This window comes from Streptomyces sp. YKOK-I1 (genome assembly GCF_054660435.1).
Window position 1 is genome coordinate 7,387,283 of sequence record NZ_BAAGDR010000001.1, and the last position, 24,633, is coordinate 7,411,915.

Consider the following 24,633-nt stretch of genomic DNA (forward strand, 5'->3'; position numbering starts at 1 on the left):
CATGGCCTCACGTCCCTCCGCAGCGAAGAAGCAGCCCGCCAAGAAGGCCGCTGCTCCCGCGAAGGCCCCGGCGAAGAAGGCCGCCGCGAAAAAGGCCCCGGCCAAGAAGGCGCCCGCCAAGAAGGCCGCGGCCAGGAAGGCGGCACCGGCGCCCAAGCCGGCGCCGAGCCCCACCGGGGGCATCTACCGGCTCGTGCGCGCCCTCTGGCTGGGCCTGGCGCACGCCGTCGGCGCGGTGTTCCGGGGGATAGGGAACGGCGCGAAGAACCTCGACCCCGCCCACCGCAAGGACGGCGTCGCCCTGCTGCTGCTCGGCATGGCGCTGATCGTCGCGGCGGGCACCTGGGCCGACCTGAAGGGCCCCGTCGGCGATCTGGTCGAGATCCTCGTCACCGGCTCCTTCGGCCGGCTCGATCTGCTCGTGCCGATCCTGCTCGCCGTCATCGCCGTGCGCTTCATCCGCCACCCCGAGCAGCCCGACGCCAACGGCCGCATCGTGATCGGCCTGTCGGCGCTCGTCATCGGCGTCCTCGGCCAGGTCCACATCGCCTGCGGCGCACCCGCCCGCAGCGACGGCATGCAGGCGATAAGGGACGCCGGCGGCCTCATCGGCTGGGGCGCGGCGACCCCGCTGACGTACACCATGGGCGAGGTGCTCGCCGTACCGCTGCTCGTGCTGCTCACGGTCTTCGGGCTGCTGGTGGTCACGGCCACCCCGGTCAACGCGATCCCCCAGCGGCTGCGGCAGCTCGGGGTGCGCCTCGGCGTGCTGGACGACCCGCACGCGGACGGCGAACTCTCCGACGACGACGCGCGCTACGACGAGCAGTGGCGCGAGGGACTGCCCGGGCGCCCCCGTCGGCGCTCCGGCGCACCCCGGGCGTACGACCCCGACGGCGCCGAGCAGGAGGCGCTCTCCGAGCGCCGCGGCCGGCCCCGGCGCTCGGCCGTGCCGCAGCCCGCGCAGGACCGGGAGCTGGACGCCGTGGACATCGCCGCGGCCGCCGCGGCCGATCTCGACGGGGTCGTGATGCACGGCCTGCCGCCGTCCCCGCTCGTCGCCGACCTCACCCAGGGCGTGCGCAGCGGCGACCGCGAGGCGACCGCACCGACACCGGTCCCGGCCGCGCGGCCGAAGCAGGAGATGCTCAAGGGCGCGCCCGTCCCCGATCTGACCAAGGCGCCGCCGGAGGAGATCCGCGACCTGCCGCCGCGCGCCGAGCAGCTCCAGCTCTCCGGCGACATCACCTACGCGCTGCCCTCGCTGGACCTCCTGGAGCGCGGCGGCCCCGGCAAGGCGCGCAGCGCCGCCAACGACGCCGTCGTCGCCTCGCTGACGAACGTCTTCACCGAGTTCAAGGTCGACGCCGCCGTCACCGGCTTCACCCGCGGCCCGACGGTCACCCGCTACGAGGTCGAGCTCGGCCCCGCCGTGAAGGTCGAGCGGATCACCGCCCTCACCAAGAACATCGCGTACGCCGTCGCCAGCCCGGACGTGCGGATCATCAGCCCGATCCCCGGCAAGTCGGCGGTCGGCATCGAGATCCCCAACACCGACCGCGAGATGGTCAACCTCGGGGACGTGCTGCGGCTCGCCGACGCGGCCGAGGACGACCATCCGATGCTCGTGGCGCTCGGCAAGGACGTCGAGGGCGGCTATGTGATGGCCAACCTGGCGAAGATGCCGCACATCCTCGTCGCCGGAGCCACCGGTTCCGGCAAGTCGTCGTGCATCAACTGTCTGATCACCTCGGTCATGGTCCGCGCGACGCCCGAGGACGTGCGGATGGTCCTCGTCGACCCCAAGCGCGTCGAGCTGACCGCGTACGAGGGCATCCCGCACCTGATCACGCCGATCATCACCAACCCGAAGCGGGCCGCCGAGGCGCTGCAGTGGGTCGTGCGCGAGATGGACCTGCGCTACGACGACCTCGCCGCGTACGGCTTCCGGCACATCGACGACTTCAACGAGGCCATAAGGAACGGCAAGGTCAAGCCGCCCGAGGGCAGCGGACGCGAGCTCCAGCCGTACCCGTATCTGCTGGTGATCGTGGACGAGCTGGCCGACCTGATGATGGTCGCCCCGCGGGACGTCGAGGACGCGATCGTGCGGATCACCCAGCTCGCACGCGCGGCCGGCATCCATCTGGTGCTCGCCACCCAGCGGCCCTCGGTCGACGTCGTCACCGGTCTGATCAAGGCGAACGTGCCCTCCCGGCTCGCCTTCGCCACCTCCTCGCTCGCCGACTCCCGGGTCATCCTCGACCAGCCGGGCGCCGAGAAGCTGATCGGCAAGGGCGACGGACTCTTCCTGCCGATGGGCGCCAACAAGCCGACCCGTATGCAGGGCGCCTTCGTGACCGAGGCCGAGGTCGCGGCCGTCGTCCAGCACTGCAAGGACCAGATGGCGCCCGTCTTCCGGGACGACGTCACCGTCGGCGGCAAGCAGAAGAAGGAGATCGACGAGGACATCGGCGACGACCTCGACCTGCTGTGCCAGGCGGCCGAGCTGGTCGTCTCCACCCAGTTCGGCTCGACCTCGATGCTCCAGCGCAAGCTGCGCGTCGGCTTCGCCAAGGCGGGCCGGCTGATGGACCTCATGGAGTCGCGGAACATCGTCGGGCCGAGCGAGGGTTCGAAGGCCCGTGACGTTCTCGTGAAGCCCGACGAACTGGACGGCGTGCTCGCGGTGATTCGGGGAGAGTCTGCGGGGTAGGCGTTGCGTCAGGGCGCCGGGGGTCCGTGACTCACCCGTTAGAAACCGCAGGGCAACCGTTTCCCTTTGGCGTACGTCCAGTTGAGCGAGAGGACAGGTACGACTTTCAACCGAGGGTCGTGCCTGGCCGCCGTCATCGGCGTGACCGGCCATTCCGATGGCGTACAAAGTCGTACTGTCCGGTTGCCCCTCCCTTTGGCACCCCCCCTAGACTGAACTTCCAGCACAGGTGGCTACACGCTCGAAAGGCGCCCCCGTGTCCATCGGCAACTCCCCTGAAGACGAGCGTCCGTTCGAAGACCCGTCCGAGGAAGCCCCCTTCTCCATCGGTCGTGCCCTGCGCCAGGCGCGGATCAGCGCCGGGCTGACCGTTGACGACGTCAGTACCGCCACCCGAGTCCGCATCGCCATCATCCGTGCCATCGAGTCGGACGACTTCGCCCCCTGCGGCGGTGACGTCTACGCGCGCGGGCACATCCGGACGCTGGCCCGGATCGTCCGGCTCGACCCCGCCCCGCTGATCGAACGGTACGACGCGACCCACGGCGGCCGTCCCGCGCCGACCCCGGCCGCCCCGCTGTTCGAGGCGGAACGCATCCGTCCCGAACGCCGCGGACCGAACTGGACGGCGGCCATGGTCGCCGCGATCGTCGCCGTGGTCGGCTTCGTCGGCTTCACCGCGTTCAAGGGCGGCGACGAGGACGGCTCCAAGACCTCCGTCGCCGAGGGCAGCACGGCCACGGCCGGAGCCACCGCCTCGCCCACCCCGAAGACCGAGAAATCCGTCGACGAGACGCCCGAGCCCTCCGACAGCGCCATCGCCGCGGCTCCCCAGGACAAGGTGACCGTCCAGGTCAGCGCCACCGACGGCCGCAGCTGGATCTCCGCCAAGGACCACAACGGCCGGCTGCTGTTTGACGGACTCCTCAAGCAGGGCGACTCCAAGACCTTCCAGGACAGCGAGAAGATCAACCTCGTCCTCGGCGACGCCGGGGCGATCGATCTGTTCGTCAACGGCAAGAAGATCGACGACAACTTCCAGCCCGGTGCCGTGGAGCGCCTGACGTACACCAAGGGCGACCCGCAGGCTGGGTGAGACATAGGAGATTCGTGTGCGTCGACGGGGTCGGCCAAGATCGCCAACCCCGTCGACGTTCGCTGTCGGTGGGACAAAGTAGTCTTGAGCCCATGCCTGAACGCCGTACCGTCGCACTCGTCACCCTTGGCTGCGCCCGTAACGAGGTGGACTCGGAGGAGCTCGCAGGCCGTTTGGAGGCGGACGGCTGGCAGCTCGTCGAGGACGCCGAGGACGCGGACGTCGCCGTCGTCAACACCTGTGGCTTCGTCGAGGCCGCCAAGAAGGACTCCGTCGACGCCCTCCTGGAGGCCAACGACCTCAAGGGCCACGGCAGAACCCAGGCCGTCGTGGCGGTGGGCTGCATGGCCGAGCGGTACGGCAAGGAGCTCGCCGAGGCCCTCCCCGAAGCCGACGGCGTGCTCGGCTTCGACGACTACGCGGACATCTCCGACCGCCTCCAGACCATCCTGAGCGGCGGCGTCCACGCCTCCCACACCCCGCGCGACCGGCGCAAGCTGCTGCCGATCAGCCCGGCCGAGCGGCAGTCGGCGACCGATGTGGCGCTGCCCGGGCACGGCGCTCCGGTGGACCTGCCCGGGCAGGGTGCCCCGGTGGACCTGCCGGAGGGCGTCGCCCCGCAGTCCGGCCCGCGCGCGCCCCTGCGCCGCCGTCTCGACGGCGCCCCCGTCGCCTCGGTGAAGCTCGCCTCCGGCTGCGACCGGCGCTGCTCCTTCTGCGCCATCCCGTCCTTCCGGGGCTCCTTCATCTCGCGCCGGCCGAGCGATGTGCTGAACGAGTCGCGGTGGCTGGCCGAGCAGGGCGTCAAGGAGATCATGCTGGTCTCCGAGAACAACACCTCCTACGGCAAGGACCTCGGCGACATCCGGCTGCTGGAGTCGCTGCTGCCCGAGCTCGCGGACATCGACGGCCTGGAGCGGGTCCGGGTCAGCTACCTCCAGCCCGCCGAGATGCGGCCCGGTCTCATCGACGTCCTGACGTCCACGCCGAGGATCGCGCCCTACTTCGACCTGTCCTTCCAGCACTCCGCGCCCGGGGTGCTGCGCGCGATGCGCCGCTTCGGCGACACCGACCGGTTCCTGGAACTGCTCGACACCATCCGCTCCAAGGCGCCCCAGGCGGGCGTGCGCTCCAACTTCATCGTCGGCTTCCCCGGCGAGTCCGAGGCCGACCTGGCCGAGCTGGAGCGGTTCCTGAACGGCGCGCGGCTGGACGCCATCGGTGTCTTCGGCTACTCCGACGAGGAGGGCACCGAGGCCGCCACCTACGAGAACAAGCTCGATCCGGACCTCGTCGCCGAGCGGCTCGCCCGGGTCTCCCGGCTCGCCGAGGAACTCGTCTCGCAGCGGGCCGAGGAGCGCGTCGGCGAGACCGTCCACGTGCTCGTGGAGTCCCTGGACGAGGACGGCGTGCACGGCCGCGGGGCGCACCAGGCGCCGGAGACCGACGGACAGGTGATGCTCACGTCGGGCGAAGGTCTGGCCGTCGGCCGTATGGTCGAGGCGAAGGTGGTCGGCACCGAGGGCGTCGACCTCGTGGCCGAACCCCTGCAGGGCTCTTTCGGGTGTAGTGAGGAGGCGGGCAGATGACGGGTGTCCCGGCATCGGCCGCGGAGGGCTCCTCGCCGGCGAAGCAGGCGAATCCGGCGAACCTGAAGAAAGCGGCGAAAGGGGCCTCCGCGGCGGACGTGTCCGCCGTCGAGACGCCCGGCGCCGTCGAACCGACAGCCGTAGCGGGGACCGGTGCCGCCGGGCCCGATGCGGGACCGGCCGCCGCTGCCGACGGCCGGGCGCCGCGCGGCGGCAAGCTGGCCGCCGCCGCCGTCAACCAGGCGAGCGTCTGGAACATCGCCAATCTGCTGACGATGCTCCGGCTGATCCTCGTGCCCGGCTTCGTCGCGCTGATGCTGGCCGACGGCGGCTACGACCCGGCGTGGCGTGCCTTCGCCTGGGCGGCCTTCGCCATCGCCATGATCACCGACCTGTTCGACGGTCACATCGCGCGGACGTACGACCTCGTCACCGACTTCGGGAAGATCGCCGACCCCATCGCCGACAAGGCGATCATGGGAGCGGCGCTGATCTGCCTCTCCGCGCTCGGCGACCTGCCGTGGTGGGTGACGATCGTGATCCTCGGCCGGGAACTCGGGATCACCCTGCTGCGTTTCATCGTCATCCGGTACGGAGTCATCCCGGCGAGCCGGGGCGGCAAGCTCAAGACGCTCACCCAGGGCGTGGCCGTCGGGATGTACGTCCTGCCGCTGACGGGATGGCTGGCCACTCTGAGGTGGTGGGTGATGGCCGCCGCGGTCGTCCTGACCGTGGTGACGGGCCTCGACTACGTAAGACAGGCCATTGTGCTGCGCCGGCAGGGAATCGCCGCGCGCCAGGCGGCCTCGGAGGAGACGGAAGCGTGAATTCCACGGCCACCGACCTGGTGCGACTACTCACGGTGAAGGGTGGCACGCTCGCTGTCGCCGAGTCGCTGACCGGTGGCCTGGTCGCGGCCGAGATCACCTCGGTGCCCGGGGCGTCCAAGGTCTTCCGCGGCTCGGTCACGGCCTACGCGACCGAGCTGAAGCGGGACCTGCTCGGTGTGGACGGCGGTCTGCTGGCCGCCCGGGGCGCGGTGGATCCGCAGGTCGCGGCCCAGATGGCGGCCGGGGTGCGCAAGGCGCTGGGCGCCGACTGGGGCATCGCGACCACCGGAGTCGCCGGCCCCGAACCGCAGGACGGCCGGCCCGTCGGGACGGTCTTCGTGGCCGTCGACGGACCCTCCCGGCCGGGATTTGGTTCCGCCTCTGGCGGAAAAGTGGAGGCCCTGCGGTTGAACGGCGACCGCGAGGAAATTCGTAGAGAGAGTGTACGGAGCGTGCTCGTACTGCTTCTGACAGAACTTGCGGGCGAACACGCCGGGAATGAGCGGGCACAGGATACGGAACAGAACGGGGGGTTTTGATGTTTGCAGCCCTGAGTGAACACGACATCGCTCCCCGCACGGCCGCAGCGCAAGGCGGTACGGTGGGGCGTGAAGGATGCGGCTACGCGGTCCGAGGAGGGAGCCACCGATGATTCTGCTCCGTCGCCTGCTGGGTGACGTGCTGCGTCGGCAGCGCCAGCGCCAGGGCCGTACTCTGCGCGAAGTCTCCTCGTCCGCCCGAGTCTCACTCGGCTATCTCTCCGAGGTGGAGCGGGGGCAGAAGGAGGCTTCCTCCGAGCTGCTCTCCGCCATCTGCGACGCGCTGGACGTACGGATGTCCGAGCTCATGCGGGAAGTGAGCGACGAGCTCGCCCTCGCCGAGCTGGCCCAGTCTGCTGCGGCCACCCCCAGCGAGCCTGTGCCCACGTCGGTCCGTCCGATGCTGGGTTCCGTGTCGGTGACCGGTGTGCCACCGGAGCGGGTGACCATCAAGGCACCCGCCGAGGCGGTGGACGTGGTCGCCGCATAGGTTCATCCGCGTGGGCGTGTGAGCGTCGACGTGCGCGAGGCCCCGGCCGGGGCTTCTCCGGGCAGGCCCGGAGGAGCGCGGACGGGGCCTTCCGCGTTTTCCGCGTCGGTTTGCCCATCCGGGGTACTGCGGTCATGGTGAAGAGGCACGACGGCCGCCACACACCGGAGGTAGGGATGTACGTCGTGAAGAGCCCCCTGTCCGACGCCGACCTGAAGACCGTCGGTGAGGCGCTCCAGGGCGCACTCGTCGACCTGGTCGATCTCTCGCTGCTCGCCAAGCAGGTCCACTGGAACGTCGTCGGGTCCCGGTTCCGGTCCATCCACCTCCAGCTCGACGAGGTCGTGGCCGTCGCCCGGGTCCACTCCGACACCGTGGCGGAGCGGGCGTCCGCGCTCGGTGTCCCGCCGGACGGCCGGGCGGCGACGGTCGCGGGCGGCAGCGGACTCGGCTCGGTGCCGGAGGGCTGGATCAAGGACGCCGACGCGGTCGGTGCGCTGGTGTCGGCGCTGGGCGCGGCCATCACCCGGATGCGGGAGCGCGTCGCGGCCACCGGACACCCGGACCCGGTCAGCCAGGACATCTTCATCGGGATCACGGCCGATCTCGAGAAGCACCACTGGATGTTCCAGGCGGAGAACGTCTGATCCCGGGCGGGAGGGCCGTGGCGGACCGCATGGTGCGCCGGGGGGTGATGCTCGGGCTCGGCGCCGTGTGGTGGTGGGCCGTGGTCAGGCTCGCCGTGGCGCCGGGCGCCGGGGTGCTGGAGGGGGCGGTCGCCGCCGGCGGCTGGGGGCTGAGCCTGCTGCCGGTGCACTGTGTGGCCAAGGGCCGGGCCGTGGGGGCGGTCGCCGCGGGGCGCTGGCGGGCCGCCTGGCGCGGAACCGGGGCGACGGTCCGGGAGGCGTCCCGTGCCGGGACCACCGACGCGTCCGGGTGAGCGCCACAGCGCTACCAGGGCATGGCCACGCCGCCGTTCGGGCGGAGGATCTGGCCCGTGGTGAAGGCGGACGCGTCCGAGGCCAGATGGAGGACCGCGTGGGCGATGTCCTCCGGCGCGCCGACGCGTCCCAGGGGTGACATACGGGCCATGAGCGCCTCGGTGTGCGCCTGTGCGCCGGGGTCGTGGCGATCGGTCATGGGGGTGCGGATCCAGCCGGGGGCCACGGCGTTGACACGGATGCCGTGCCGGCCGACCTCGGTCGCCAGGGTCTTCGTCAGCTGGACGACGGCCGCCTTGGCGGCGCCGTAGCAGAGCAGTCCCGGTCCGCCGGTGTCCACGGCGCCCGAGGCCATCGTGACGATGCTGCCGCCCCCGCCCTGCGCGAGCATCAGCCGGGCGGCCTCCTGGCAGGCGTACAGCACACCCTTGAAGTTGACGTCCAGGACCCGGTCGAGGTCCTCGTCACGGGTCTCCAGGACGGGGCTGCTGTGCATGATCCCGGCGACCGCGGCCATCACGTCCAGGCGCTCGCAGGACTGCACGGCGCGGCGGACCTGGGCGCGGTCGGTGACGTCCAGCCGGTGCGTACGGGCGGTGCCGCCCCGGTCCTCGATCAGCGTCGCGGTCTCGCGCAGGCCCTGCGCGTCACGGTCCGCGCCGTGCACGAGAGCCCCCGCCTCGGCGAGCAGCACGGCACAGGCCCGGCCGATCCCGCTCGCGGCGCCGGTGACGAACGCGGTGCGTCCGGTGAGGTCGTACGCCTTCACGCCCATGAGGGGACGGTACGAGCGTTTCTGACGGGTCGTCAATTGGTCGTGCGGCGATCAGTGCCTGTGCGGTGATCAGTCGGACGTACGGCGATCAGTCGGACGTACGGCGATAGCGCTCCCGCCGGCGCTGCGGGGAGCCCGGTGCCGGTGCGGGACCCCGTTGGCAGGTCGGGCACCAGTAGGTGGGGCGCTCCCGCGAGCCGTCGCCCTGGTCGGCGACCCGGATCGAGGTGCGGCAGCGCAGACAGGGGCGGGGCGCGCGACCGTAGACGAAGAGGTCCTGGTGGGGCAGGCCGGTGGTACGGCGGACCACACGGTCGCGGTTCACCTCCAGCAGCCGCCGGGCGAGGCCGGGCAGGTGCGCGGCGCGGTCGGCGGGGAGCGCGCCGACGGGAAGCCAGGGGGTGATGCCGAGCAGGAAGCAGAGCTCGCTCTTGTAGACGTTGCCGATGCCGGCGAGATTGCGCTGGTCCAGCAGTGCCTCGCCCAGCGGGCGCGCGGGGTCGGAGCGGAGGTTCGTGAGCGCGAGGTCGGCGTTCCAGTCGGGGCCGAGGAGATCGGGGCCGAGGTGGCCGACCACGCGTTCCTCCTCGGTGGTGCGCAGCAGTTCCATGACCTGGAGCCGGTAGCCGACCGCCGTGCGGTCGTCGGTGCCGAGGACCACCCGGATCTGGTGGGCCGGGCCGCCCTTCCAGCGCTCACCTTCGCCGAAGACCCTCCAGGCGCCCTCCATGCGCAGATGGGTGTGCAGGGTCAGTCCGCCCTCCACCCGGGTGAGCAGGTGCTTGCCGCGCGGCACCGTGTTCAGCACCTGCCGGCCGCTCAGGTCGACTGTGGCGTACTTCGGTACCCGGAAGTCGCTCGCGGTCAGCACCTTGCCCGCGAGAGCGTCGTGCAGTCGCTTCGACGTCTGCCAGACCGTGTCACCTTCGGGCATGGGTCAAGGGTGGCACGGGGCGGTCGTTCGGCGGAGTGGTCATGCGCGCAGCCGCAGCCCACGCGGGGTCGCGATGAAGCCCGCGCCTTCCAGGAGGACCCCTAGGGGGGAGGTCAGGGCCGAGACGCCGTTGATCCGCTCCACCGTGACCGTGCCGAGGGAGCCTGCGCGAGCGGCCTGGGCGAGGGCCTCCGCCGCGGCCCGCATGCGGGGGTCGTCGAGGGGGCTGCCGTCGGCGTCCGGGACGGAGGGCCAGGCCAGCACGGTCTTGCCGCCGCGCTCCATGTAGAGCGTCAGCTCACCCTCGACGAGCACCACCAGGGAGCCCGCCTTGCGGCCCGGTTTGTGCCCCGCGCCCGTCGGCGGCTCCGGCCAGCCCAGGGCGGCACCGTACGCGTTCGCCGGGTCGGCGGCGGCGAGGACGACCGCGCGCGAGGCGGGGTCGTCGGCGCGGGGTGCCGTACGGCGGTGCTGCCGGGCGGCGCCGCCCGGGCCGGGGGAGGCGAAGTCGTGTGCGGCGGTGTACCTGCCGGGGGCCGAGGGGATCGAGGGGGCCCACCGGGTGTCCTCGTCGCCGGACGCGAAGTCGTCGGGGAAGCCGTCGGAGGGCGCGTCGGCGGATGCACCGGGGAACGGGTCGGTGAAGGTGTCGCTGAAGGTGTCGCTGAAGGTGTCGGTGAACGGGCCGGGGAAGGCGCCCCCGGTGGTCGTCGGCCGGGTGTCGGCCGGGGCCTGCACCGCCTCGCCCCGGTCGCGGGCGTTGGACACCGCGCGCAGCCGGTCCACGGCGCCGTCCATCGCGAACTGGGCCGCGCCGAGGCCCTCCACGACGTATCCGCGCCGGGCCTGGCCGCTCTCCTCGAACGCGGACAGGATGCGGTACGTCGCCGAGAAGCCGCCCTCGACGCCCTCGGCCGCGACCGCACCCCGGGTCACCACCCCGTGCCGGTCGAGGAGCGTACGGGCGAGGGCGTGGGCCCGGACGGTGGGGTCGGGCTCCTGGGCCGGGACCAGGGACCAGCGGCCGGCGACGGTGGGCGGGCCGCTGCGGGAGGCGGGGCGGGCGGCGGCCGTCAGGGAGCCGTAGCGGCCCCGGGGGACCGCGCGCCTGGCGCGGTGGGCGGTGGAGCCGGCCGTGCGGCCCGAGCCCAGCAGCGAGCGCATCGGCGCCAGCGTGTCGTTGGTGAGCCGGCCGGACCAGGCCAGGTCCCAGACGGCGTCGGCGAGTTGGGGGTCCGTGGCGTCGGGATGGGTGGTGGCGCGCACCTGGTCGGCGATCTGGCGGAAGAACAGACCGTAGCCCCCGGACAGGGAGTCGAGGACGGACTGGTGCAGGGCCGTCGGCTCCAGCGGATGGGGCGGGGGCAGCAGCAGCGGGGCGGCGTCCGCCAGGTACAGGGAGACCCAGCCGTCCTTGCCGGGGAGCGCGCCCGCTCCCGCCCAGACGACCTCTCCGGCGGCGGTGAGTTCGTCGAGCAGGGCGGGGGTGTAGTCCCTCACCCGGGAGGGCAGGACGAGCTTCTCCAGGGCCGAGGCCGGCACGGAGGCGCCCTGGAGCTGCTCCACCGCGCGCACCAGTCCGTCGGCCCCGCGCAGGGAGTGCCCCTTGCCGATGTGCTGCCACTGGGGCAGGAATTGGGCCAGCGCCGGTGGAGCGACCGGTTCCAGTTCATGCCGCAGGGCGGCCAGCGAGCGGCGGCGCAGTCTGCGCAGAACGGTCGCGTCGCACCACTCCTGGCCGATGCCCGCCGGATGGAACTCGCCCTGGACGACACGTCCGCTCGCCGCGAGCCGCTGCAGGGCGCCCTCGGTGACTGCCACCCCGAGGCCGAAACGAGCGGCGGCGGTGGCCGAGGTGAACGGGCCGTGGGTGCGGGCGTGGCGGGCGAGGAGATCCCCCAGGGGGTCCTTCACCGGTTCGGTGAAGGCCTCTGGGACGCCGACCGGGAGCGCCGTCCCGAGTGCGTCGCGCAGCCGGCCCGCGTCCTCGACGGCCGCCCAGTGATCGGTGCCGGCGACACGGACGCGGATGGCGCGGCGCGCCGCGGACAGCTCCCGCGCCCACTGCGGTTCGGCGCCGCGCCGGGCCAGCTCGGCGTCGGTGAGCGGACCGAGGAGCCGGAGCAGGTCGGCGACGCCCTCGGGGTCCTTGGCTCGGCGGTCCTCGGTGAGCCACTGGAGTTCCTGTTCGAGCTCGGCGAGGACCTCGGCGTCGAGGAGCTCGCGCAGCTCCGCCTGGCCGAGCAGCTCGGCCAGCAGCCGTGAGTCCAGGGAGAGGGCGGCGGCGCGGCGCTCGGCGAGCGGCGAGTCCCCCTCGTACAGGAACTGGGCGACGTACCCGAACAGCAGGGAGCGGGCGAACGGCGACGGCTCGGGGGTGGTGACCTCGACCAGGCGGACCCTGCGGGACTCCAGATCGCCCATCAGCTCGGCCAGGCCGGGCACGTCGAAGACGTCCTGGAGGCACTCGCGGACCGCCTCCAGGACGATCGGGAACGAGCCGAACTCGCTCGCTACCTGGAGCAGCTGTGCGGCGCGCTGGCGCTGCTGCCACAGCGGGGTGCGCTTGCCGGGGTTGCGGCGGGGCAGCAGCAGCGCGCGGGCGGCGCACTCGCGGAACCGGGACGCGAACAGGGCGGAGCCGCCGACCTGGTCGGTGACGATCTGGTCGACCTCGCCCTTGTCGAAGACGACGTCCGCCGCGCCGACCGGTGCCTGCTCCGCGTCGTACTCCGTCCCGGCCTTCCTCGGTTCCTGGTCGAGCAGGTCCAGGCCCATGAGGTCGGCGTCGGGCAGGCGCAGCACGATGCCGTCGTCGGCGTGCATGACCTGGGCGTCCATGCCGTACCGCTCGGAGAGCTTCGCACCGAGCGCCAGCGCCCAGGGCGCGTGGACCTGCGCGCCGAACGGGGAGTGGACGACGACCCGCCAGTCGCCGAGCTCGTCGCGGAAGCGCTCCACGACGATCGTGCGGTCGTCGGGGACATGGCCGCAGGCCTCGCGCTGTTCGTCCAGGTAGGTGAGGACGTTGTCGGCGGCCCAGGCGTCCAGGCCGGCGGTGAGCAGCCGCAGCCGGGCGTCGTCCTTGGGCAGGGAGCCGACCTCACGCAGGAACGCGCCCACCGCGCGGCCCAGCTCCAGTGGGCGGCCGAGCTGGTCGCCCTTCCAGAACGGGAGCCGGCCCGGGACACCGGGGGCCGGGGAGACCAGGACCCGGTCGCGGGTGATGTCCTCGATGCGCCAGGAACTGGTGCCGAGGGTGAAGACATCGCCCACGCGGGATTCGTAGACCATCTCCTCGTCGAGCTCGCCGACCCGGCCGCCGCCCTTCTTGGGGTCGGCGCCCGCGAGGAAGACGCCGAACAGGCCGCGGTCGGGGATCGTGCCGCCGGAGGTGACGGCGAGGCGCTGGGCGCCCGGGCGGCCGGTGACCGTGCCGGCGACGCGGTCCCACACCACGCGCGGGCGCAGCTCGGCGAACGCGTCGGAGGGGTAGCGGCCCGCGAGCATGTCCAGGGTGGCCGTGAAGGCGGACTCCGGGAGGGAGGCGAAGGGGGCGGCCCGGCGGACCGTCGCGAGCAGGTCGTCCACCTGCCAGGTGTCCAGCGCGGTCATGGCCACGAGCTGCTGGGCCAGGACGTCCAGGGGGTTCGCGGGGACCTTCAGGGACTCGATCGAGCCGGTGCGCATGCGTTCGGTGACCACGGCCGCCTGGACCAGGTCGCCTCGGTACTTGGGGAACACCACACCCGTGGAGACCGCGCCGACCTGGTGTCCCGCGCGGCCCACGCGCTGGAGGCCGGAGGCCACCGAGGGCGGGGACTCGACCTGGACCACCAGGTCCACCGCGCCCATGTCGATGCCCAGCTCCAGGCTGGAGGTGGCGACCACCGCGGGGAGCCGGCCCGCCTTGAGGTCCTCCTCGACCAGGGCGCGCTGTTCCTTGGACACCGAGCCGTGGTGCGCGCGTGCGATGACCGGCGGTGCGCCCTGGGCCGCTCCCGAGCCGCCCATCAGCTCGGCGGGGGCGTGGTGCTCGTCCAGCGGCCGGCCGGTGGCGCGCTCGTACGCGATCTCGTTCAGCCGGTTGCACAGGCGCTCGGCCAGGCGGCGGGAGTTCGCGAAGACGATCGTGGAGTGGTGGGCCTGGATCAGATCCGTGATCCGCTCCTCCACATGCGGCCAGATCGAGGGGCGCTCGGCCCCCTCGGAGCCGTCGGCGACCGGTGATCCGCCCAGCTCGCCCAGGTCCTCCACGGGGACCACGACCGAGAGGTCGAACTCCTTGCCGGACTTCGGCTGGACGATCTCCACCTTGCGGCGCGGGGAGAGATAGCGGGCGACCTCGTCCACCGGGCGGACGGTCGCGGAGAGGCCGATGCGGCGGGCCGGCCGGGGCAGGAGTTCGTCCAGGCGCTCCAGGGAGAGGGCGAGATGGGCGCCGCGCTTGGTGCCCGCGACCGCGTGGACCTCGTCGAGGATGACGGTGTCGATGCCCGTCAGCGCGTCGCGCGTGGCCGAGGTCAGCATCAGGAACAGGGACTCGGGGGTGGTGATCAGGATGTCCGGCGGGCGGGTGGTGAGGGCGCGGCGCTCGGCGGGCGGGGTGTCGCCGGAGCGGATGCCCACCTTGACCTCGGGTTCGGGCAGGCCCAGGCGGACGGACTCCTGGCGGATGCCGGTCAGGGGGCTGCGCAGGTTGCGCTCGACGTCCACCGCCAGGGCCTTGAGGGGCGAGACGTAGAGGACACGGCAGCGCTTCTTCGGGTCGGCCGGCGGGGGCGTCGAGGTGAGCCGGTCGAGCGCCGCGAGGAAGGCCGCGAGGGTCTTGCCGGAGCCGGTCGGGGCCACCACCAGGACGTCCGAGCCCGCGGCGATGGCCTGCCACGCGCCCGACTGGGCCGCGGTGGGCGCGGAGAACGCCCCCGTGAACCAGCCGCGGGTCGCGGGCGAGAAGCCGTCGAGGGCTCGGTGTGCGGAGCTGACCATGCGTCCATCCTGCACCCGGGCACTGACAATCGCTCCGACCTGCGGCGATGGCCGCGGCGACGCGGGCTTGGGCGGGGGCGGAGAATGGGGACATGGCGGGTTCTCGTGAGTCGGCTCGGCACTGGCGGTACGCGGAACTGCCCGGTGTCGATCTGCTGCGCGCCTCGTACGTCCGCAAGACGTTCCTGCGGCACACCCATGAGCACTTCGTGATCGCCGCCGTCGCCGAAGGGGCGGAGGTCTTCCGGCATCACGGGTCCGATGTGTACGTGGGGGCCGGTGCCCTGGCGCTGGTCAACCCCGACACCCCGCACACCGGGCGGGCTGGGGTTCCGGAGGGGTGGCGGTACGGCGCCGTCTACCCGCTGCCCGAGCTGGTGGCGGAGATCGCGGCCGAGACGACGAGCCTGCGGGGCACGCCCGGCTTCGTGAGCCCCGTGCTCGACGACGCGCGTGCCGCCGCACTGGTGCACCAGGTGCTCCGGGCCGTCGACGAGGGCAACGCGCTCGCCGCCGACACGATGCTGCGGGTCGCCGTGACGCGGTTGCTGCGGCTCAACGGCGGTGCGCTGCCGCAGCGGGAGGTGCGCACGGCCGGGGCGCGGATCGCGGCACGCGCGCGTGGGGTGCTGGAGGAACGGATGGCCGATCCGCCGACGCTGGAGCGGCTGGCACGGGAGCTCGGGACCAGTTCCTTCGCGCTCCTGCGCGCCTTCCGCGACACGTTCGGGATGCCGCCGCACGCGTGGCTCACCGATGCCCGGGTGCGGCGGGCCCGCCGGCTCCTGGACGGCGGCACCACTCCCGCCGAGGCCGCGGTCACCGTGGGGTTCACCGATCAGCCGCACCTCAACCGCCACTTCGCCCGGATCGTGGGCGTGCCGCCGGGGGCGTACCAGCGCGAGCGCAAGAACGTACAAGACGCGCGCGGCCGGCTCCTCCTACCGTCGGACACGTGGCAGAACAGACAGCTCTCTCAGACACCAGCGCAGACCTACGCGCCGGCCGGGCCGGGAAACCGGACTCCGCCGTCGTCCGGGACGGACTGGGCGTCGGCGTCGCCGTAGGCCTGTCCGGGTTCGCCTTCGGGGTGACCTCGGCGGGCAGCGGGCTCACCGTGTGGCAGAGCTGTGCGCTGAGCCTCCTGGTGTTCACCGGCGCGTCCCAGTTCGCGCTCGTCGGCGCGCTGGCGGCGGGCGGCAACCCGCTCACGGCGGCCGCGGGCGCGTTCTTCCTGGGGGTGCGCAACGCGTTCTACGGTCTACGGCTGTCCCAGGTGCTCGCCCTCCCACGCGCGGTGCGCCCGCTGGCGGCTCAGTGGGTGATCGACGAGACGGCGGCCGTGTCGCTGGCGCAGCCAGGGCGGCGCGCGGCCCGGATCGGCTTCACCGTCACCGGGGTGAGCCTGTACGTGCTGTGGAACCTCACGACCCTGCTGGGCGCCCTGGGGGCCGAGGCGATCGGGGACACGGACGCGTGGGGGCTCGACGCGGCCGGACCCGCCGTCTTCCTGGCGCTGCTCGCGCCCATGCTGCGGACCGGCACCGAGCGGATCGTGGCCGGGCTCGCCGTCGTGCTGGGGCTCGGGCTGCTGCCGGTGGTGCCGGCCGGGGTGCCGGTGCTGGTGGCCGCGCTCGCCGCACCCGCCGTGCTGTACCTGAAGGGGCGGCGACAGGACGAGGGGAGTGCGTGATGGGTGTCTGGGTCGCGATCCTCGCCACCGCCGCGGGGTGCTACGCCGTCAAGCTCGCCGGGCTGCTCGTGCCCGACGGGGCTCTGGAACGGCCGGTCGTACGGCGGCTCGCCGCCCTGCTGCCGGTGGCTCTGCTGGCCGCTCTCACGGCCCAGCAGACCTTCGCCGACGGGCACGCGCTCGTGCTCGACGCCCGGGCCGCCGGGCTTGCGGCGGCCGCCGTGGCGCTGGTGCTGCGGGCGCCCTTCCTGATCGTCGTCGCGGCGGCCGTGGTGGTCACGGCCGGGGTGCGGGCCCTGGGCGGATGACGCCGGGGCCCGGGTGATCAGCCGATCGGGCGGCCGTGGGCCCGCAGGGTGCGCAGGGCCTCGATCGTCACCATGGGGCGTGCCTCCAGGGCCGGGGCGGGCGCCCAGTGGCGCCAGCGGACCGGCCAGCCGCCGTCCTCCTGCTGCTCGCCCGCGAGGAGGTCCAGGGAGCGCGCCATCTCGTCGTCTGTGAACCACGCGCGCGCGAGGGAGCGCGGCGTGCGCGCGAAGTCGTGCGGGAAGTGGTGCTCGCCGGGGGCGTATCCAGGCGCCACCGGGAACGCGTCCAGGTGGTCGGGGTCCAGCGCCGCCAGGCGCTGGCCGCGCACCAGACGGCCCAGGCGGTCGGCGGCCGCCTCCGCGCGCGGGCGGTCGGGAGCGGAGTCCAGGAAGGCGACGGCGGCCTCGATCTCGTACGGGTGGGACCGCTCCAGGGAGTCCACGGCCTGCCAGCAGAAGTCCGTGGCCCGGAACAGCCAGGCGTGCCACACGTCGTTGCGGTGCAGCAGGCCCACCACCGGGCCCGTGGCCAGCAGGTCGCTGGGCGGGTCGTCCACGATCGGGACGAAGGGGGCGGCGGGGTAGCCGCGCTGGCCGGGATCGATCGCGGGCAGGGCGCCGTCGGCGGTGGAGACGGCGGTGAGGTAGCGGCACACCCGCTCGATCCGCCGCCCGCCGAGCAGGCCGACGAGGTCCAGGACCCGCAGCGCGTGCGCGGTGTGCAGGGGCTGGCTCACCGGACCCCGCAGATCGGGTTCGAGCGCGTGGCCGTAACCGCCGTCCTCGTTGCGGTAGGCGTCCAGCGCCGCCTCGACGGGGTCGGCGCCGCCGTGCAGGAACTCGTACGCGAAGAGGCGCTGTTCCAGCACGCGCGCGGTGAGCCAGACGAAGGGCTCGGCGCGGAAGAGCGGGGAACGCGCCGGGGGCGTCGGGGGGAGTGGGGATGCTCCGGTTTCGGCCATGGTCAGACCGTAGGGGGGAAAGCGGTCTCCGCAGGCGGTCCCGGCGGGGGCCACCCCCCGGGGGCGGGATACTGGGGGCATGCGGTTGACGGTCTTCTGGCAGCGGATGGACGAGCACTTCGGCACGGGTACCGCCGAGACGTTCGCGCGTGATCACGTGATGACGGAACTCGGCGGGCGGACCGTGCACGAGGCGCTGGCCGCCGGCTGGGAGGCCAAGGACGTGTGGCGCGTGGTCTGCGCGGTGATGAACGTTCCCGCGGAGCTGCGCTGATCCACAGGGAAGATCACCCGGGGGTGCCGGAGTGTCGGTGCCGTGGGCGAGACTTGTGCCGTGGCACCCACTGACGAGACCGGGCAGGCGGCCCGGCACGCATCCCCGTCCGGTACGACGCCGCCGACCCGGCCCCCGGCCGACGGCGCCGCCGTCGCCGCGGGCGAGCGCATGCCGCGCTGGCTCCCGCGCGCGATGGTCCTCGCGCTCGCCCTCATCGGAGTGTTCCAGCTGGGCACCTGGGCCTTCCACCAGGTCATCGGCCTGCTGCTCAACATCCTCATCGCGTTCTTCCTGGCCCTCGCGGTGGAACCGGCCGTGAGCCGGATGGCGGCCCGGGGGATGCGCAGGGGATTCGCCACCTTCCTGGTCTTCTTCGGCCTGCTGATCATGGTCGCCGGGTTCTTCACGCTGCTCGGCTCGATGCTCGCGGGGCAGATCATCAAGATGATCGAGGGCTTCCCGGACTACCTCGACTCCGTGATCAACTGGGTCAACACCACGTTCCGCACGGATCTTCGCCGGGTGGACATCCAGGAGGGGCTCCTCCACTCGGACTGGCTGCGGAAGTACGCCCAGAACAGCGCCGCCGGCGTCCTGGACGTCTCCACCCAGGTCCTGGGCGGCCTCTTCAGGCTGCTGACCATCGCCCTGTTCTCGTTCTACTTCGCCGCCGACGGACCGCGCCTGCGCCGCGCGCTGTGCTCCGTCCTGCCGCCCGCCAAGCAGACCGAGGTGCTGCGCGCGTGGGAGATCGCCGTCGCCAAGACCGGCGGGTACCTGTACTCCCGCGGGCTGATGGCGCTGATCTCGGGGGTCGCGCACTACGTACTGCTGGAGGCGCTGGGCATCCCGTACGCGCCCGTGCTCGCCGTGTGGGTGGGCGTGGTCTCGCAGTTCATCCCCACCATCGGCACCTATCTCGCGGGCGCCCTGCCCATGCTGATCGCCTTCACGGTCTCGCCGCTGTACGCGCTGTGGGTGCTGATCTTCGTCGTGGTCTACCAGCAGTTCGAGAACTACATGCTCCAGCCGAAGCTGACGTCCAGGACCGTCGACATCCATCCCGCGGTCGCCTTCGGTTCGGTCATCGCCGGCACCGCCCTCCTCGGTGCCGTGGGCGCCCTGATAGCCATCCCGGCCGTCGCCACGCTCCAGGCGTTCCTGGGCGCGTACGTGAAGCGCTACGACGTCACCGACGACCCCCGCGTCCACGGTCACCGGGGCCGCGTCGACGGCACGGGTCCGCTCGACCGCGCCCGGAGCCTGTGGGCGGGAGCGCGGGAGCGGCGCGGAGGCCGCTCGACCGGGAGCTGAGGTCCTGCCCGACCGAACGGCACGAGCCGGGAACAGCTCGCCGCCGTCGTGTGGCGCGCTTGACACAAAAATCGAACATACATTCTTATGGAGGCTCCGGCGAAGCTCGCGCCGGGGTTTACGTCCCGTTTTAGACAGGGAAGTCCCTGAGTTATCCACAGGCTGGACCGGCGTCGGGGCGCATTGTCAGTGGCAGGCGTTAGCGTCTTTGACGTGAAGCGATCGACTCAAGCAAACCGGGTGGAACCCATGGCAGGAACCGACCGCGAGAAGGCCCTGGATGCCGCACTCGCACAGATTGAACGGCAATTCGGCAAGGGCGCGGTCATGCGCATGGGCGAGCGGTCGAGGGAGCCCATCGAGGTCATCCCGACCGGGTCGACCGCGCTCGACGTGGCGCTCGGCGTCGGCGGCCTCCCGCGCGGCCGTGTCGTCGAGGTCTACGGTCCGGAGTCGTCCGGCAAGACGACCCTGACCCTGCACGCGGTGGCCAACGCCCAGAAGGCCGGCGGCCAGGTCGCCTTCGTGGACGCGGAGCACGCCCTCGACCCCGAGTACGCGAAGAAGCTCGGCGTCGACATCGACAACCTGATCCTCTCCCAGCCGGACAACGGCGAGCAGGCCCTGGAGATCGTGGACATGCTGGTCCGCTCCGGCGCCCTCGACCTCATCGTCATCGACTCCGTCGCCGCGCTCGTCCCGCGCGCGGAGATCGAGGGCGAGATGGGTGACAGCCACGTCGGTCTCCAGGCCCGTCTCATGAGCCAGGCGCTGCGGAAGATCACCAGCGCGCTCAACCAGTCCAAGACCACCGCGATCTTCATCAACCAGCTCCGCGAGAAGATCGGCGTGATGTTCGGCTCCCCGGAGACCACGACCGGTGGCCGCGCGCTGAAGTTCTACGCCTCGGTGCGTCTCGACATCCGGCGCATCGAGACCCTCAAGGACGGCACGGACGCGGTCGGCAACCGCACCCGCGTCAAGGTCGTCAAGAACAAGGTCGCGCCGCCCTTCAAGCAGGCCGAGTTCGACATCCTCTACGGCCAGGGCATCAGCCGCGAAGGCGGTCTGATCGACATGGGCGTGGAGCACGGCTTCGTCCGCAAGGCCGGCGCCTGGTACACGTACGAGGGCGACCAGCTCGGCCAGGGCAAGGAGAACGCCCGCAACTTCCTGAAGGACAACCCCGATCTCGCCAACGAGATCGAGAAGAAGATCAAGGAGAAGCTGGGCGTCGGCGTCCGCCCGGAGGAGCCCGCCGCCGAGCCGGGCACGGACGCCGCGGCCACCCCGGGCGCGCCCGCGGGCGACGTCACGACGGTACCGGCAGCCGCCGCCAAGACCGCCAAGACCAAGGCCACGACCGCCAAGAGCTGATCCGTGACACGACGAACGGACTGGGCCGAGTACGACGCCCACCCCGGCACCCCCTGGGAGCCGGGTGGCGGGGACCACGGCGGTCCCGCGCGGGGCGACGACGACCGGCCGGGTGACCTGCCGTACGGCGACGACGGCGCGCAGGGTGACGGCCCGCGCCGTGGTGGCCGCGCGGCCGGACGCGGCGGTGGCGAGGGCGGCCCGCGCGGCGGGCGCGGACGTCGTCGCCGCGGCTTCGGGGAACCGTCCGCCGAGGACGGAGGCTCTTCTCCCTCGTCGAGGGCCGAGCGGGAAGAGTCCTCGGGGGACCCGGCCGAGCGGGCGCGGGCGATCTGTCTGCGCCTGCTCACCGGGACCCCGCGCACCCGAAAGCAACTCGCCGACGCCCTGCACAAGCGGGAGATCCCGGACGAGGTCGCCGAGGAGGTGCTCTCGCGGTTCGAGGAGGTCGGGCTGATCAACGACAGTGCCTTCGCGGACGCCTGGGTGGAGTCCCGGCACCATGGCCGGGGACTGGCCCGGAGGGCGCTCGCGCGGGAGCTGCGGACCAAGGGGGTCGACCCGACGCTGATCGACGAGGCCGTCGGCCGGCTCGACTTCGAGCGGGAGGAGGAGACCGCGCGCGACCTCGTCGCCCGCAAGCTCCGCTCCACCCGAGGCCTCGACCGCGACCGAAGGATCCGCCGCCTCGCCGGCATGCTCGCCCGCAAGGGCTACTCCGAGGGCATGGCCCTGCGGGTGGTCCGGCAGGCGTTGGAGGAGGAGGGGGAGGACACGGAGTTCCTCATGGAGGACGGCGACTGAGCCGGCGGGGTGAGGGTGGGGGTGGGGACAACCCCCCGCCGAGGACACCGGGCCACCGCACTGCACAGACCCGTGTGCACAGACGACTGTGTACGCATGCCCCCAGCGCTTCCCGCGTCCGTCAAGATCGGTGATCCCGCCGCGCTCAAGGCACATGCCCGGGCGCTCGGCCCCAACACCGGATCCACCAGCTGCCACCTGCGCGAACCGGCCAGATACGGCTTCGCCGGCGAGGCCGGCGCGGAGCCGCCCGAGGCACGGGGCGCGACACCGTCCGCGCAGCGGGAGCGCTGGTGGCAGGCGGTGCCCGGCGATCGCCGTTTCCCGCCGCGCCGGCGACGACATCGCTCCACCGTCCTCACCCGCCTGGTCGCCCGCCCCGCGCCCGACCAGCACGACCAGGCACACAACAGAAGAGAGACCGGTCCGTCATGATGCTGCGCTACGCACTGAAGACCGTCCGCGCCCGCAAGGCAGGCTTCCTCGGCGCCTTCCTCGCCCTCATGTGCGCGGCCGCCCTGATCACCGCGTGCGGCACCCTGCTGGAGACGGGACTGCGCGGCACCATCCGCACCGAGCGGTACGCGGCCGCGCCGATCGTGGTCTCCGCCGACCAGAACGTCCACCGGACCACCGTCACCCACAAGCACGGCAAGACCAAGGTCAAACACAAGGACAAACCCGTCGCCGAGCGCGCCTGGCTCCCCTCCGGCCTCGGGAAGACCATCGCCGCCCTGCCCGGCACCGCCCGTGTCGTCCCCGAACTCACCTTCCTCGCCCAGCCCCTGACGCCCACGGGCACCGCGGACGAGGGCAGGCCCGCCTACGGGCACGCCTGGGACTCCGCCGCGCTGACGCCGTACCGCCTCACCGCGGGCGCCGCCCCCACACAGCCGGCCGATGTCGTCGTCGACCGCGACCTCGCACGGCGCGCCCACCTCGCACCCGGCGACCGCCTCACCGTCCAGTCGACGCAGGCCCCGCGCACCTACCGCGTCTCCGGAATCGCCGCACCCGCCACGGCCGTACGCCACCAGACGTCCCTCTTCTTCTCCGCCGAGGAGGCCCGGCGCCTCGCCGCGCACCCCGGCCAGGTCACCGCGTTCGGGGTGCTGCCGAAGACGGGCACCGACCCGGAGCGGCTGCGGCAGGCCGTGGCCACGGCGCTGCACGGCACCGGAGCGCAGATCAGCACCGGTGACGCCCGCGGCCCGGTCGAGTTCCTGGACGCCGCCACGGCCCGCACCAGGCTGGTCAGCATGGGCGGTGCGATGGGCGGCACCTCCCTGCTGGTGGCGGTCCTCGTGGTCGTCGGGACCTTCGCCCTCTCCGTCCAGCAGCGCCACCGCGAACTCGCCCTGCTCCGGGCCGTCGCCGCCACCTCGGGACAGATCCGCAGGCTCCTCGGCCGCGAGGCCCTGATCGCCGGAGCGGCGGCCGGCACGGTCGGGGCAGGCCTCGGACTGGTGCTGGGCGGCCGGCTGTACGACAGGTTCGTCGCCCTGGGCGCCATGCCCGCCACACTCCAGCACACCGCCGGTGTCCTCCCGCCGTTCGCCGCCGTCGCGGCGACCCTGTTCGGGGCCTGGGCCGCCGCCCGTATCGCCTCCCGCCGGGTGGCCCGGATCCGCCCCGCCGAGGCGCTCGCCGAGGCCCGCACCGAACGCACCCGACCCGCCTGGGGCCGGCTCCTCGCCGGTCTGCTGCTGCTCGCCGGCGGCGCCGTGCTCGTCGCCGTGCTCAGCGCCCTGCGGACCGAACCCGCGTCGACCCCCGTCACCTTCCTCGCCGTGGTCGTCCTGTCCACCTCCGTCGCCCTGCTCGGGCCCCTCCTGGTCAGAGCGGCCGCGCTGTTCCTGTCCGGCCCGCTGCGGCTGACCGGCCACGGCGGCAGGCTCGCCACCGCCAACCTCCGTGGCAACGCCGCCCGGATGGCCTCCGTCGTCACCCCCCTCACCCTGCTCATCGGCATGACCTGCACCGTGCTGTTCGTGCAGCCCACCCTCGGCGACGCGGCCCGCGCCCAGGCCCGTGCGGGCGTCCGCGCCGACTGGGTGGTCGCCTCCCGGGGCCCCGGCGTCCCCGCAGAGGCGGCACGACAGCTCCGCACGGGCGACGACGCCGTCACCGAGGTCGTCCGGACCACCGTCCGCGTCGGCCTCGACAAGTACACGGCACAGGGCGTCACCCCGGCCGGGCTCACCCGCACCTGGGACCCCGACGTCACCGCCGGCTCCCTGTCCGGGCTCACCGAGAACACCGTCGCCGTCAGTGAACTGGCCGCGGACCAGCTCCACTTGGCGCCCGGCAGCACCCTGGGACTCACGCTCGGCGACGGCACGCCCGCCACCCTCACCGTCGCCGCCGTCTACGCCAGGGGCCTCGGCTTCGGAGACCTCACCTTCGCGCACGACCTCCTCGCCCGCCATGTCGACAACCCGCTCTCCTCCTCCCTCCTCGTCGGCACGGACCGCACACAGACACAACTCGCGACCACGCTCCGTAAGTTCCCGGGACTCACGGTGATGGCCCCGGCCGTCGCCGACTCGCTCCAGGCCGAGCGGCAGCAGGCCAACGCGGAGGTCAATCTGCTCGCGATGGGGCTCGTCCTCGCCTTCACGGCGATCGCCGTGGTCAACACCCTGGCGATGTCGGTCTCCGAACGGGTCCGGGAGTTCGCGCTGCTGCGCCTCGCGGGCGCGACCCGCCGTCAGGTGCTGCGCATGCTGCGCACCGAGGCCCTGTCGGTGCTCCTGCTGGCCGCGACCCTGGGCAGCGCCATCGCCCTGGCGGTCCTCACCGCGTTCAGCCTCGGGATGACCGGCCGCGCGGCACCGGCGGTCACCCCGCTCGTGTACGCGGTGGTGGTCGCCGTGGCAGGTCTGCTCGCCCTCGTCGCCACTGCCCTGCCCGGCCGGATGGCCCTGCGGGTGCGCGCGGTGACAGTGGCCACCGCCAAGGAATGAGACCGGGCGGCGGCCGGGGCGCGGCGACCGAGG

General features: G+C 72.9%; 21 protein-coding genes. 17 read left to right on the forward strand and 4 right to left on the reverse strand.

What is annotated here, in order from left to right:
* The first annotated feature begins 1 nt into the window (after position 1).
* The 8 genes from ACYQ8Q_RS32985 to ACYQ8Q_RS33020 all read left to right on the forward strand — a co-directional run bounded on the left by ACYQ8Q_RS32985 (position 2) and on the right by ACYQ8Q_RS33020 (position 8,200).
* Positions 2-2,716, forward strand: coding sequence for a DNA translocase FtsK (locus tag ACYQ8Q_RS32985; protein ID WP_460070163.1), 2,715 nt, complete (start codon positions 2-4; stop codon positions 2,714-2,716).
* 256 nt (positions 2,717-2,972) lie between these two features.
* Positions 2,973-3,812, forward strand: a complete 840-nt coding sequence (locus ACYQ8Q_RS32990; protein WP_460070165.1) for a helix-turn-helix domain-containing protein — start codon at positions 2,973-2,975, stop codon at positions 3,810-3,812.
* Between the two features lie 92 nt (positions 3,813-3,904).
* On the forward strand, positions 3,905-5,401 hold the full coding sequence (rimO, locus tag ACYQ8Q_RS32995) for a 30S ribosomal protein S12 methylthiotransferase RimO (protein WP_460070167.1): 1,497 nt from the start codon (positions 3,905-3,907) through the stop codon (positions 5,399-5,401).
* Positions 5,398-6,228, forward strand: a complete 831-nt coding sequence (gene pgsA / locus ACYQ8Q_RS33000; RefSeq protein ID WP_460070169.1) for a CDP-diacylglycerol--glycerol-3-phosphate 3-phosphatidyltransferase — start codon at positions 5,398-5,400, stop codon at positions 6,226-6,228. Before rimO ends, pgsA begins: the two co-directional genes overlap by 4 nt.
* Complete coding sequence (locus ACYQ8Q_RS33005) at positions 6,225-6,770, forward strand: CinA family protein (RefSeq protein WP_460070171.1); 546 nt, start codon at positions 6,225-6,227, stop codon at positions 6,768-6,770. Before pgsA ends, ACYQ8Q_RS33005 begins: the two co-directional genes overlap by 4 nt.
* Positions 6,771-6,879: 109 nt before the next feature.
* On the forward strand, positions 6,880-7,260 hold the full coding sequence (locus ACYQ8Q_RS33010) for a helix-turn-helix domain-containing protein (RefSeq protein ID WP_015657463.1): 381 nt from the start codon (positions 6,880-6,882) through the stop codon (positions 7,258-7,260).
* Positions 7,261-7,436: 176 nt separating this feature from the next.
* Positions 7,437-7,907, forward strand: a complete 471-nt coding sequence (locus ACYQ8Q_RS33015) for a Dps family protein (protein ID WP_460073591.1) — start codon at positions 7,437-7,439, stop codon at positions 7,905-7,907.
* 17 nt (positions 7,908-7,924) lie between these two features.
* On the forward strand, positions 7,925-8,200 hold the full coding sequence (locus ACYQ8Q_RS33020; protein WP_460070174.1) for a hypothetical protein: 276 nt from the start codon (positions 7,925-7,927) through the stop codon (positions 8,198-8,200).
* Between the two features lie 11 nt (positions 8,201-8,211).
* Here ACYQ8Q_RS33020 and ACYQ8Q_RS33025 read toward each other — a convergent pair whose 3' ends face one another.
* From ACYQ8Q_RS33025 to ACYQ8Q_RS33035, 3 genes are all read right to left on the reverse strand, one after another.
* Positions 8,212-8,976 carry an SDR family NAD(P)-dependent oxidoreductase gene (locus tag ACYQ8Q_RS33025; protein WP_460070176.1) on the reverse strand — a complete coding sequence of 255 codons (765 nt, stop codon included), beginning with the start codon at positions 8,974-8,976 and terminating at the stop codon, positions 8,212-8,214.
* An 88-nt stretch (positions 8,977-9,064) separates the two neighbouring features.
* Positions 9,065-9,910 carry a DNA-formamidopyrimidine glycosylase family protein gene (locus ACYQ8Q_RS33030; RefSeq protein ID WP_460070178.1) on the reverse strand — a complete coding sequence of 282 codons (846 nt, stop codon included), beginning with the start codon at positions 9,908-9,910 and terminating at the stop codon, positions 9,065-9,067.
* Between the two features lie 39 nt (positions 9,911-9,949).
* Positions 9,950-14,899 (reverse strand): ATP-dependent helicase, encoded by a 4,950-nt coding sequence (locus tag ACYQ8Q_RS33035; RefSeq protein WP_460070180.1) that lies wholly within the window; start codon positions 14,897-14,899, stop codon positions 9,950-9,952.
* Between the two features lie 92 nt (positions 14,900-14,991).
* On the opposite strand from ACYQ8Q_RS33035, the gene ACYQ8Q_RS33040 reads away from it, so the two are divergent.
* Genes ACYQ8Q_RS33040 through ACYQ8Q_RS33050 form a run of 3 tightly spaced genes read left to right on the forward strand, consistent with a single transcriptional unit; the run spans position 14,992 to position 16,900 of the window.
* The gene (locus tag ACYQ8Q_RS33040) at positions 14,992-15,966 is read left to right on the forward strand and encodes an AraC family transcriptional regulator (protein ID WP_460070182.1); all 975 of its coding nucleotides are present in this window, start codon (positions 14,992-14,994) and stop codon (positions 15,964-15,966) included.
* On the forward strand, positions 15,855-16,592 hold the full coding sequence (locus ACYQ8Q_RS33045) for an AzlC family ABC transporter permease (RefSeq protein WP_460070184.1): 738 nt from the start codon (positions 15,855-15,857) through the stop codon (positions 16,590-16,592). The genes ACYQ8Q_RS33040 and ACYQ8Q_RS33045 overlap by 112 nt, the downstream gene beginning before the upstream one ends.
* Complete coding sequence (locus ACYQ8Q_RS33050; protein WP_460070186.1) at positions 16,592-16,900, forward strand: AzlD domain-containing protein; 309 nt, start codon at positions 16,592-16,594, stop codon at positions 16,898-16,900. Before ACYQ8Q_RS33045 ends, ACYQ8Q_RS33050 begins: the two co-directional genes overlap by 1 nt.
* A 17-nt stretch (positions 16,901-16,917) precedes the next feature.
* On the opposite strand, the gene ACYQ8Q_RS33055 is transcribed toward ACYQ8Q_RS33050, so the two are convergent.
* Positions 16,918-17,862 carry a hypothetical protein gene (locus ACYQ8Q_RS33055; protein WP_460070187.1) on the reverse strand — a complete coding sequence of 315 codons (945 nt, stop codon included), beginning with the start codon at positions 17,860-17,862 and terminating at the stop codon, positions 16,918-16,920.
* A gap of 79 nt (positions 17,863-17,941) precedes the next feature.
* On the opposite strand from ACYQ8Q_RS33055, the gene ACYQ8Q_RS33060 reads away from it, so the two are divergent.
* From ACYQ8Q_RS33060 to ACYQ8Q_RS33085, 6 genes are all read left to right on the forward strand, one after another.
* Complete coding sequence (locus ACYQ8Q_RS33060; RefSeq protein ID WP_460070189.1) at positions 17,942-18,136, forward strand: DUF3046 domain-containing protein; 195 nt, start codon at positions 17,942-17,944, stop codon at positions 18,134-18,136.
* Between the two features lie 60 nt (positions 18,137-18,196).
* Entirely contained in the window at positions 18,197-19,453 is a 1,257-nt protein-coding gene (locus tag ACYQ8Q_RS33065; RefSeq protein WP_460070191.1) for an AI-2E family transporter, read from the forward strand.
* Positions 19,454-19,702: 249 nt separating this feature from the next.
* Complete coding sequence (gene recA, locus ACYQ8Q_RS33070) at positions 19,703-20,830, forward strand: recombinase RecA (RefSeq protein WP_460070193.1); 1,128 nt, start codon at positions 19,703-19,705, stop codon at positions 20,828-20,830.
* 3 nt (positions 20,831-20,833) lie between these two features.
* Positions 20,834-21,634, forward strand: a complete 801-nt coding sequence (gene recX / locus ACYQ8Q_RS33075) for a recombination regulator RecX (RefSeq protein WP_460070195.1) — start codon at positions 20,834-20,836, stop codon at positions 21,632-21,634.
* 96 nt (positions 21,635-21,730) lie between these two features.
* Entirely contained in the window at positions 21,731-22,069 is a 339-nt protein-coding gene (locus tag ACYQ8Q_RS33080) for a hypothetical protein (protein WP_460070196.1), read from the forward strand.
* Positions 22,066-24,600, forward strand: coding sequence for an FtsX-like permease family protein (locus ACYQ8Q_RS33085; RefSeq protein WP_460070198.1), 2,535 nt, complete (start codon positions 22,066-22,068; stop codon positions 24,598-24,600). Before ACYQ8Q_RS33080 ends, ACYQ8Q_RS33085 begins: the two co-directional genes overlap by 4 nt.
* The last annotated feature ends 33 nt before the right edge of the window (positions 24,601-24,633 follow it).

Excerpts from the sequence above, each read along its gene's own strand:
- ACYQ8Q_RS32985 (WP_460070163.1), top strand. The coding sequence starts at position 2 with ATGGCCTCACGTCCCTCCGCAGCGAAGAAGCAGCCCGCCAAGAAGGCC.
- rimO (WP_460070167.1), top strand. The coding sequence starts at position 3,905 with ATGCCTGAACGCCGTACCGTCGCACTCGTCACCCTTGGCTGCGCCCGT.
- pgsA (WP_460070169.1), top strand. The coding sequence starts at position 5,398 with ATGACGGGTGTCCCGGCATCGGCCGCGGAGGGCTCCTCGCCGGCGAAG.
- ACYQ8Q_RS33010 (WP_015657463.1), top strand. The coding sequence starts at position 6,880 with ATGATTCTGCTCCGTCGCCTGCTGGGTGACGTGCTGCGTCGGCAGCGC.
- ACYQ8Q_RS33015 (WP_460073591.1), top strand. The coding sequence starts at position 7,437 with ATGTACGTCGTGAAGAGCCCCCTGTCCGACGCCGACCTGAAGACCGTC.
- ACYQ8Q_RS33025 (WP_460070176.1), bottom strand. The coding sequence starts at position 8,976 with ATGGGCGTGAAGGCGTACGACCTCACCGGACGCACCGCGTTCGTCACC.
- ACYQ8Q_RS33030 (WP_460070178.1), bottom strand. The coding sequence starts at position 9,910 with ATGCCCGAAGGTGACACGGTCTGGCAGACGTCGAAGCGACTGCACGAC.
- ACYQ8Q_RS33035 (WP_460070180.1), bottom strand. The coding sequence starts at position 14,899 with ATGGTCAGCTCCGCACACCGAGCCCTCGACGGCTTCTCGCCCGCGACC.
- ACYQ8Q_RS33040 (WP_460070182.1), top strand. The coding sequence starts at position 14,992 with ATGGCGGGTTCTCGTGAGTCGGCTCGGCACTGGCGGTACGCGGAACTG.
- ACYQ8Q_RS33050 (WP_460070186.1), top strand. The coding sequence starts at position 16,592 with ATGGGTGTCTGGGTCGCGATCCTCGCCACCGCCGCGGGGTGCTACGCC.
- ACYQ8Q_RS33055 (WP_460070187.1), bottom strand. The coding sequence starts at position 17,862 with ATGGCCGAAACCGGAGCATCCCCACTCCCCCCGACGCCCCCGGCGCGT.
- ACYQ8Q_RS33060 (WP_460070189.1), top strand. The coding sequence starts at position 17,942 with ATGCGGTTGACGGTCTTCTGGCAGCGGATGGACGAGCACTTCGGCACG.
- recA (WP_460070193.1), top strand. The coding sequence starts at position 19,703 with ATGGCAGGAACCGACCGCGAGAAGGCCCTGGATGCCGCACTCGCACAG.
- ACYQ8Q_RS33080 (WP_460070196.1), top strand. The coding sequence starts at position 21,731 with ATGCCCCCAGCGCTTCCCGCGTCCGTCAAGATCGGTGATCCCGCCGCG.
- ACYQ8Q_RS33085 (WP_460070198.1), top strand. The coding sequence starts at position 22,066 with ATGATGCTGCGCTACGCACTGAAGACCGTCCGCGCCCGCAAGGCAGGC.